The following is an 8,673-nucleotide window of genomic DNA, read 5'->3' as shown; positions in this document are numbered from 1 at the left end:
TCGGCTTGCAGCGTGTCGCTTTGCGCCTTTGCCGTCTCGAGCGCGGATTGCGCTGCATCGCGCTCGGCCTCGACCTCTTTTAGGCGTGCGTCACGTTGTTTAAAGGCTCCTTCTGCCGTTCTGGCCCGCTTTTCCATCCCGATCAGACGTGTCTCGGCGGCTACCAGCGCGTCATGGCGTTCTACAATGCCTGCCTTAGCGGTTTCCAGTTCGGCTTGCAGCGTGTCGCTTTGCGCCTTTGCCGTCTCGAGCGCGGATTGCCCTGCATCGCGCTCGGCTTCGACCTCTTTTAGGCGTGCGGTGGTTTGGGTCAGCGTTTCTTCGCTTTGCGTCACCTGTTCCTGGACGGCTGCCAGCGAAGTGTCCCGCTCGGCGAGATGGGCGTTGGCGGTTTCCAGCTCGGCTTGCAGCGTGTCGCTTTGCGCCTTTGCCGTCTCGAGCGCGGATTGCCCTGCATCGCGCTCGGCCTCGACCTCTTTTAGGTGTGCGGTGGTTTGGGTCAGCGTTTCTTCGCCTTGTGTCACCCGTTCCTGGGCGGCTGCCAGCGCGGCGTCCCGCTCGGCGAGATGGGCGTTGGCGGTTTCCAGTTCGGCTTGCAGCGTGTCGCTTTGCGCCTTTGCCGTCTCGAGCGCGGATTGCCCTGTATCGCGCTCGGCCTCGACCTCTTTTAGGCGTGCGGTGGTTTGGGCCAGCGCAGTCGCGCCGGTTGAAACCTGCAAGCGCAACGCTGCGAGCTCAAGGGCCTGAGCATCACGCCAGACATGGAATTCGGGAAAGTCTGGATCTTCGACGTCTTCGGCAAGAACACGAAATCCTGCCTTTTCCAGCTGCGCGATTGCGTCGGCCGCGGGCGCGCTGTCTTCAAACAGAGCTGCGCGGGGGGATCGCAGGATAAGATGTTCGAAACGTTCCAGTACCGACGCATTTATCAGCGCCGTAATCAGCGCCGTGCTTTCACCGGGCACGTCCAGAATCAATGCGTGGACGCCATCCTTGGCTGAGATCTGGCTGGTGATCATCTCGCCAACAGGGATCAGATCGACGGTCGGTTGTGCGACTTCCCGAAGGCCGGGGAAAAGCGTTTTCAACTCGGTTGGCGCGCGCAAGCTGGAAAATTCCGGGAAATTCCACACATGCAGTTCAGCCTGTGTCGCGCCGCCCACATCACCTGTGACCGCAACTTCCATCACGCTCACACGTGTATCTGCCGCAGACGCTTTTTGGAGCGCGGGCTGACAATCGGGGTTAGGTTCGACCAGAACGACACGACCCGCAGGCACATCCAGCAGCTCGGAGAGATCGTTTCCATATCCCGCCCCAAGGTAAATAATCGTATCCAAATGATCTTGCGATGCGATTTTTTTCAAGCGCGGGATCATACAAACCCATCCTCGATGCTAGAGTTTCGTCCAACAGTGACCAGTGGTGCTATTGGTCAGATCTTTTGTAAACACGGAAAGCAATACAAGTGCAACCATCCCCCCTGGTGTTGTTTGTAAAACGCCCTAATAAGTAACACTTAGGGCAATGTCTTATCATGTTGGCGAATACTGGCGGGCCTGCTCAAACGGGATTGCTGTTTGATCTTCAGCAGACTATGCAATGCGCGCATTGTTTCGTCATCTTAGTGCGGCTGAAGCTGATCCGCAGATGCGCTAAAAGGTACGTGCAGATTTTTGAGGCAGCGTTTTTTAGGAATTACAATGTCAGAAACCCTATTTATCACAACACCTTGCCTAAATGCTCGCGCGACAATCGACAGGACGATCCAAAGTGTGGTGACCCAAGCGGGGGATTTCTTTATCCGCTATCACGTACAGGACGGCGGATCGACGGATGGCACATTTGAACGCCTGCAATGGTGGGCCCGCCGCCTGAATTCCAAAGGTTTCCCACTGGCGAGCCGGGGCTTGTCCTTCACGGTCTCCTCCGAACCAGACAGCGGCATGTATGACGGGCTCTTCAGGGGCATCCAGGCCCTGTCTGCCCGCTCTGACGAGTTCATGACCTGGATTAATGCCGATGACATTTTGATGCCGGGCGCGCTGGGGTTCATTGCCAATGCGGCGCGCCAGTTTCAGCCCCAGCATGTCTCATGGGTTGGCGGGGCGAACCTTGTCATGCGCGACGGTCTGCCGATCGTCAGCACCGAAAATCCAATCCTCAAGGATGCCTTGAAGGCCGGCTTGTGTGATGGATACCACTGGAACTTTCTTCAGCAGGAAGGCACGTTTTTCCGCAAGTGGCTTTGGGATGCGATTAATCCCGAAACGACGATTGTCCCGCTCAAGCTGGCGGGTGACTGGAATCTGTGGCGGCTGTTTGCCACCAAGGCGTCGCTTGTTCAGACCAAGTTCCCCCTGGCTGCGTTCTGCGTTACCGAGAACCAGCTCTCGGCGCGGCTGCGCGACAAGTACAATGCCGAAATAGAAGCGATCATTCCGGCCAAAGAACGCCGGAAAGCACTCGCCGCGATGGGGAAAAGCAAAACCGGGTTCACCCGCCGATTTTTCAAGGTCAACTATGCGGATGGCCAATTGTCTGTTGTCGACGAGGGGCGCAATGGCATTGTTCAGCACTATTTCCAAAAGGTGTTTGATAAGTCCGCGGCCCTGAAGCCTAATACGGGTGAACAGAAAATTGTTGTTCAGGGCGATCTGGTTGATGCCAAGACCCTGACCCACGACCATATCTCTTTCGAAAACAATATCCTTGCCTATGACAAGGACTGGCAATTCCCGGCCATCACCGAGCAGCAGGCATTCAAAATGATGAAAGCCTCGGGTGGGGTGCCGGACGACGTGACCTATGTGGCCTTTCCTTGGGCCAACCTGATCGACAAGCTTCAGACCAAGGCGCGTGATACCAATCTGCATCTGGAATATTTCAAGAAATATTGTGAACACCTGCCCAAAGGGACCACAAGAGTCACTGTCTGCCAGCATATCAAGATGCAGGAATTCATGACCCTGTTCGAACAGGCCGGGATCAGCCATATCTTCTGGACCCACGCCACCCATGCCGATGTGGCCGATCAGGGGGCCAGCGGCTTTACCATCCATCCTTTTCCGCTGTTTCCGGTGCAGATCCCCGAACCCGAAGCGCGCATGGAGATCACCAAGCGGCCCTATCTGTTCTCGTTCATCGGTGCGAAGGCGAACAAATATTATCTCAGTCAGGCCCGCGAATTCATTCTGGATTTGCTGCGCGATCATCCCAAGGGGCTGATTATCGGACGGGACGACTGGCATTATAACAAAGTGGTTTATGAACATCAGATCCGCCCTGGCGGCGACAAAAGCAATATTGGTGATCTGATCGACAAGCCGGCCTCGGAGCAATTCAAGATCTCGATGGGGCAAAGCATCTTTTCGCTGTGCCCCTCTGGAACCGGTCCCAATTCGATCCGGCTCTGGGAAACTCTTGGGGCCGGGGCGATCCCGGTGATCCTTGCTGACACCTATGCGCCCCCCGGCGACCCGGCGCTGTGGGAGGCTGGCACAGTCATCTGCAACGAAGATGCCGATTCCATCAAAGCACTGCCCGCGCGGCTGGAAGAAATTGCTGCGGATCCCGAAAGACTTCAGGCAATGCAAAAGGTCGGCCAGCAGCTATTTATGCTCTATGGGCCGCAGTGCTTTGTGTATGATGTGCAAAAGCTGATGCTGTGCCTTGGGCATGAACAAGACACGACCTCCACGGTGAAAACCCCCTCACATCTTCTGCGCGAGACATTGGCCGCGCGCATGAGCCAGTCTGCGGAGCTGTGCCCCAATGATGCACAGATGCTCTTGCGGGTGTGCAGCAGCGATTTGTTGTTGGAAGGGGCCGGACTTTTGCCGGACCTGCGCGATGACAGCTCCTCGCTTGGGCAATTGATCGAGCTGGCCCAACAAAAATTACCGGCCAGCCATCCAACCTTGCAGCATTTCCAGAGCGTCAGCGAACATGTGGTCACCCGATCAAGGCAGCCGCGGCTCGGCAGCCCAAGGATCAACGGGACAAGTGGACCAAAAATCTGTTTTACCGGGCGCCATGGCAACCGCACCCCGCTGAGTTACCCGGCATTTCAAGGCGCCGCCAAAGATCGCATCCAGATTGTGACAGACCCGGCAGCCGCCGATTTCGTCATGACCGGCTTTAACATCGATCTGAAGGAAAACGCGGATTTGTTTGCAGGCCTTGCCAAGAGCAAGCCGGACACCAAGGTGGTTGTGATCTCTGAGGAACCGCTGTGGGACAGCCTGTGGAGCGGCGGCTTTGCCGAGACTGCGCGCAAGGTGACCTGCAACGACACCGAAGTGGGCTATACCTTCCTGAACCATGCGAATTCGTCGATCTTTGACTTTGACAGAATTCCCTATTTCCTGCTGACCGAAGACGATCTTTTGGCGCGCTACACGCTTTTGATTGGGCGCAACTGCGACCGCACGCCAGAAGATATCCTCAAGTCCTGGAAAGCGGCACCCATCCCTGCGGCCTTTGTCGCCGAGAAGCGCGATGACGCAAAATATGACAAGTCCTTTCCCGAACAAGCGGTGTATGGCATCAGCAGCTATCGTTCGCAGGTGGCCGCCAAAACCACGGGAAAGGGCGTGCTGCGCGAAGGCAAGGGGTGGCACGATCAGAAGCGCCGTCAGGATTTGCCGGATTGGCATCTCGACAAACTGGCGGCCCTTGATGGCCGTGTGCGGGTGATGTCGAGCTATGAGAACACCCATCAGAAATCCTATATCTCGGAAAAGATCCTTGATGCGTTTGTTGTTGGCGGTGTGCCGACCTATTACGCCGACAAAGACCACGCCATCACCCGGTTGGTGCCCGAAAGCAGCATGATCAACACGTTTGGGATGTCAGCAAGTGACGCTGCCAAGCGGATTTCAACATTCAAGCCGGATCTGGCAATGGCCCAATCCTGGCTTGAAACGGCCAGGGCGCTGCAGGAACGGTTCCGTGACACCGGGGCAATCCGTGCAGAACGCACACGGATTGTAGACGCCATCCTGAGCGAGCTTGAGGCGCTGTGAAACACATCGGTGCCCGGTCTCTTCTCCAGGCACCGCCCCTTCAGCAGGACGAGTGAATTGGATTGGCGAACTGGACAAGGCAAGACGGTCCGTTCTACAGACACTCCAGAAAATCTGGCCAAAACATCTGGCCAAAACATCTGAAAGGCGTGTTCCCCGTGGCCAAGACAATCGAACCCTCCGTGAACCAAACTCTCAGAACCCTGCGCGGGGCCGAGTTCACCACAGAACCTTCCCCTGACAGACAGGTCTCGCCCAATGTTTTTTTCAGCTGGGACACCTCGGATTGTCATGTCGAACCCCTTATCACATCTCAACCAGGCGAAATGCTGCGCGTTACTGCCAAAATCATCGGGCTCCCTCGCTGGTGGTGCTTCAATGTTGCGCTCGAACATGGCCAATTTCTGCCGGGGGATGTTTTGGGCATTGTCGCTGAGATTGCGGGGCCTGCGGAGCAAAAGATCGACGCTTTGATCCGCACCCGCCGCATCAAGGAGGATGGCAGCAAAGATATCGGTGACACAGAGCTCAAGGATGTTCTCACTCTGACCGGCAGCCGCAATGTTTCAGTCATTCAGCACGCCGTGCAGAGCGGTCAGAACATGGCTGGTTCCGAAGGGTTTCACACGCTGATCATGCGCTTGCCGATGGTGAACCCACAGGAAATCACTGTGTTTGATATGCAGATTTTCCACGTTTCGGCTGATCAGGCCACAGCTGACGCAGACGCGCAAAAGACGCTCGCAAATTTCCGGACCTGAACATCGCCTTGTGGTGAGCCGGGCAATGCAAGCCGCACGTCAAGAGACCGTGCAGGTCAAGACAGGACAGGCCAGCTGTCGTAGAGACGACGGCATAGGCAGCGCGGCATAGGCAGCACTGCCCAAAGCTTTATAAAAGCGCGGCAACTGCCGCATCTTCCTCGGCCTCGATATCGGCCTGAAGGCGCAGCTGTGGATCGGCGCCGGGGGCCGAGGGGCGCAGTTCGATTGCCCGCGGTTTGCTGGCATAGATTTCACGCAACTCGGCCACGTGATTATCCATCGAATAAGGTGCCATCGCGCCCTGCCAATAGCTCGAAAGATCTACTTCATCCTCAAGGATAGCGGCAATTTTGGCATTAAAGGATTCGACATCACCAGATTGGAATATCAGGTCCGGGCATCGGCCAAGCTCTTGTGCACCGCCCAGATCAGAGGTCAGTAGCGGGATGTGGCGGGCGTGTATTTCGATCGCAACCTGAGGCAGGTTGTCCTCCCACAGCACCGGAATCACGCCAAGATCGACATCTGCCAACAAACCATCAAGCTGGTCATGTGAATAGCCATCCGCATATTGCACCGAAGCAAAGCGTTCGCTGAGCGCGACCACCTGTTCCATGGTCTCATGATCACCCCGACGCGAGGCAATCACCAGATTGATCCGCGCGGCCATCGCATCGGGCATCTCTTCCAGCGCTTCAAGCAAGAAGAAGAACCCCTTGTCGCGCCGCATATACCCCAGATAGGCTAACGTCAGCGTCCCGTCGTTTTTCAGCAGGCGCACCTTGGGCTGCGTTTCAAGAAATTTCTTGGCATGGCGGGTGCCGATATAGCTGGTTTCCAGCAATTCGGGGGCCAGCCCGTAACGCGCCGCGACTTGGCCCACCCGATCCGAAACACAAAGCACCACATCGCAGTGGGTGTTGATCAACTCGGCCATCTGATGACGGCGATTCAGGAATTTCAGATTGCGCGCTTCGAGCTTTTCCAAAACCTGACCGGGCTTGGGCGCGGCAAGCATGGTCTTGGCGGATTTTCCTTTGCGGAACCGACGATTATAAACCCGAACAGCGCGCGCAGCGACCCGCATTGCAGGTCCAAAACCGCGGTCAAATAGCCGGGTGCCGGGGCGGATGCCGTTTTTCTTCAGGTTAAAGGCCACAGCATTGGCAATTCGGATCACCCGCTCGTCATGCTGAAACGGCAGGCAGGTCACGCATTTGCGGCCCTTGTCGTAATCAACACAGTTTTCCTCTTCATTGTACCACAGGTTCACCTGCGGACAGATCGGGAAGTAATTGTGCAGCGACAAGACAACCTGAGTGTCGGGGAAATGCTCTTTGAGCGCCAGCACGGCGGCGGGCACCCCTTCGAGATTGTTGAAATGCACGACATCGAAAGGGCCATGCGTGCGGATGAAGTCGAAAAAAACATCTTCGGTTGCCGGCTCGTTGATCTGAGCGGGGTTGCCAAAGGAATGTTGACCGGGGGCCAGCGCGCCGGAATTGACAATCTCGTAGCGTAGGTCACGGTCTTCGGCGGGGCCGTGCTGAACCTTGGTCCAGCGCGGTTTGTCGGAAAAGAGATCGTAGGAAATGCCTGACGAGAGGAACAGGCATTCGACATCATCTTCTTCGTTGAGCGCATGGATCAGGTTCTTTTGATAGATCGAAACCCCCCCACCGCGACGCTCGTCATCCAGATAATCGACCCAGTTGTAAAACAGGATTTTCATGAGTCGCTTTTCACCTCGGTCATCTCGGCTATCTTTGCTTCAAGCGCTTCAACCCGAGTAATCACATCTGGAATACCAAAGTTTTGCACCCTCTGGCGTAGCTGGATGAATTCCGAAAACACGAACCCAAGCAGCATATTGCGGTCGACCACGTCCTGCGACACACCCATTGGCAGATGTTTCGAAAATTCCGCAACCGGCAGGGCGTCGCTAGCCTGTTCGGACAGCCATCCCAAACCTTCGAGCGACTGCTCGCGAATGTCTTCAATCGATTTTTCTTCGATGCTGCGCTTGGCATCCTGGGTTTCCAGATAAGACATCGCTTGCGAGCGCACCGCATTGATCGACGCCCGTGGAAAGCCCATGTTCTGCATCAACCGCAATAATTCGCTCACCCGGTCGTCCAGACGAGGGTTCGGATCCGCTCCGGCACGTACCAGCTTGTCAGGCAGTGGAATGCCCAGCACATCAAAGAAGTCACGGTGCAGTGCCGCCGGATCCTTACGATTGTTGACGTAGGGGCGCAGGATGACATTCTCTTTGCCGACAATGTTGATCCAGGGCTCCAGTGCGCGGCGGTAATCGTAATGGATATCCTCGATCGTGCCACAGGTGGCATGTTCGAGGTCCGACACCGGCAGGTTCATTTTGATCAGCTGATTGTACCAGGATTGTACATGCGCCTGTGGATCGCGCAGATAGGCGATGATCTGAATGTCCAGCCCCTCGGGACGGTTGGACAGCACTTCTCGCAAGATATCAACCGCTGCCGGGAACTGGCCGATCCGCATGAATTCTTCGGAGCTGATCAACGTGGTCGGCGATGTACCCGCGTCAATCACGCGCATCAGCTCGCCCCACATTTCATGCGGGGGACTCTCCGCAGGATAGTCATGCATCAGCCGTCCCGTTACACCGGCCGCCGCCAGAATTGAGAATGCAAAGGCAGAATGCTTGGCATTGTGCATCATCAGATCTGGGTACGAAATGCCGCGATTGGCCAGGAACCGCAGATGCTGAGAGAGAAAGACCTGAAGCGCAGTGGTTCCGGTTTTGTAATGGCCAATATGTATGATGAGTTTTTTCTGCATGGCGTCCGGTCAGTCCCAGTATATTCACTGTCGGTGTCGAGTTTCCGACGGGTTCAGAA

General features: G+C 56.1%; 5 protein-coding genes. 2 read left to right on the top strand and 3 right to left on the bottom strand.

What is annotated here, in order from left to right:
• The coding region (locus Q4577_RS22090; protein ID WP_303472869.1) for a hypothetical protein at positions 1-1,340 on the bottom strand (1,340 nt) is incomplete at its 3' end.
• Positions 1,341-1,703: 363 nt separating this feature from the next.
• Here Q4577_RS22090 and Q4577_RS22085 point away from each other — a divergent pair.
• Entirely contained in the window at positions 1,704-5,027 is a 3,324-nt protein-coding gene (locus Q4577_RS22085) for an exostosin family protein (RefSeq protein ID WP_303472867.1), read from the top strand.
• A gap of 158 nt (positions 5,028-5,185) precedes the next feature.
• On the top strand, positions 5,186-5,788 hold the full coding sequence (locus tag Q4577_RS22080; protein WP_303472865.1) for a hypothetical protein: 603 nt from the start codon (positions 5,186-5,188) through the stop codon (positions 5,786-5,788).
• Between the two features lie 130 nt (positions 5,789-5,918).
• Here Q4577_RS22080 and Q4577_RS22075 read toward each other — a convergent pair whose 3' ends face one another.
• Together Q4577_RS22075 and Q4577_RS22070 are read right to left on the bottom strand one after the other, a co-directional pair.
• A complete protein-coding gene (locus Q4577_RS22075) occupies positions 5,919-7,523 on the bottom strand; it encodes a glycosyltransferase (RefSeq protein WP_303472863.1) in 1,605 nt (534 codons plus the stop codon).
• On the bottom strand, positions 7,520-8,614 hold the full coding sequence (locus tag Q4577_RS22070) for a sulfotransferase domain-containing protein (protein ID WP_303472861.1): 1,095 nt from the start codon (positions 8,612-8,614) through the stop codon (positions 7,520-7,522). The genes Q4577_RS22075 and Q4577_RS22070 overlap by 4 nt, the downstream gene beginning before the upstream one ends.
• Positions 8,615-8,673: the final 59 nt, after the last annotated feature.

This window comes from Marinovum sp. 2_MG-2023 (genome assembly GCF_030548265.1).
Classification (GTDB): domain Bacteria; phylum Pseudomonadota; class Alphaproteobacteria; order Rhodobacterales; family Rhodobacteraceae; genus Marinovum.
Note: the sequence above shows the minus strand (reverse complement) of the source record. Positions and strands in the feature narration are given on the sequence as shown.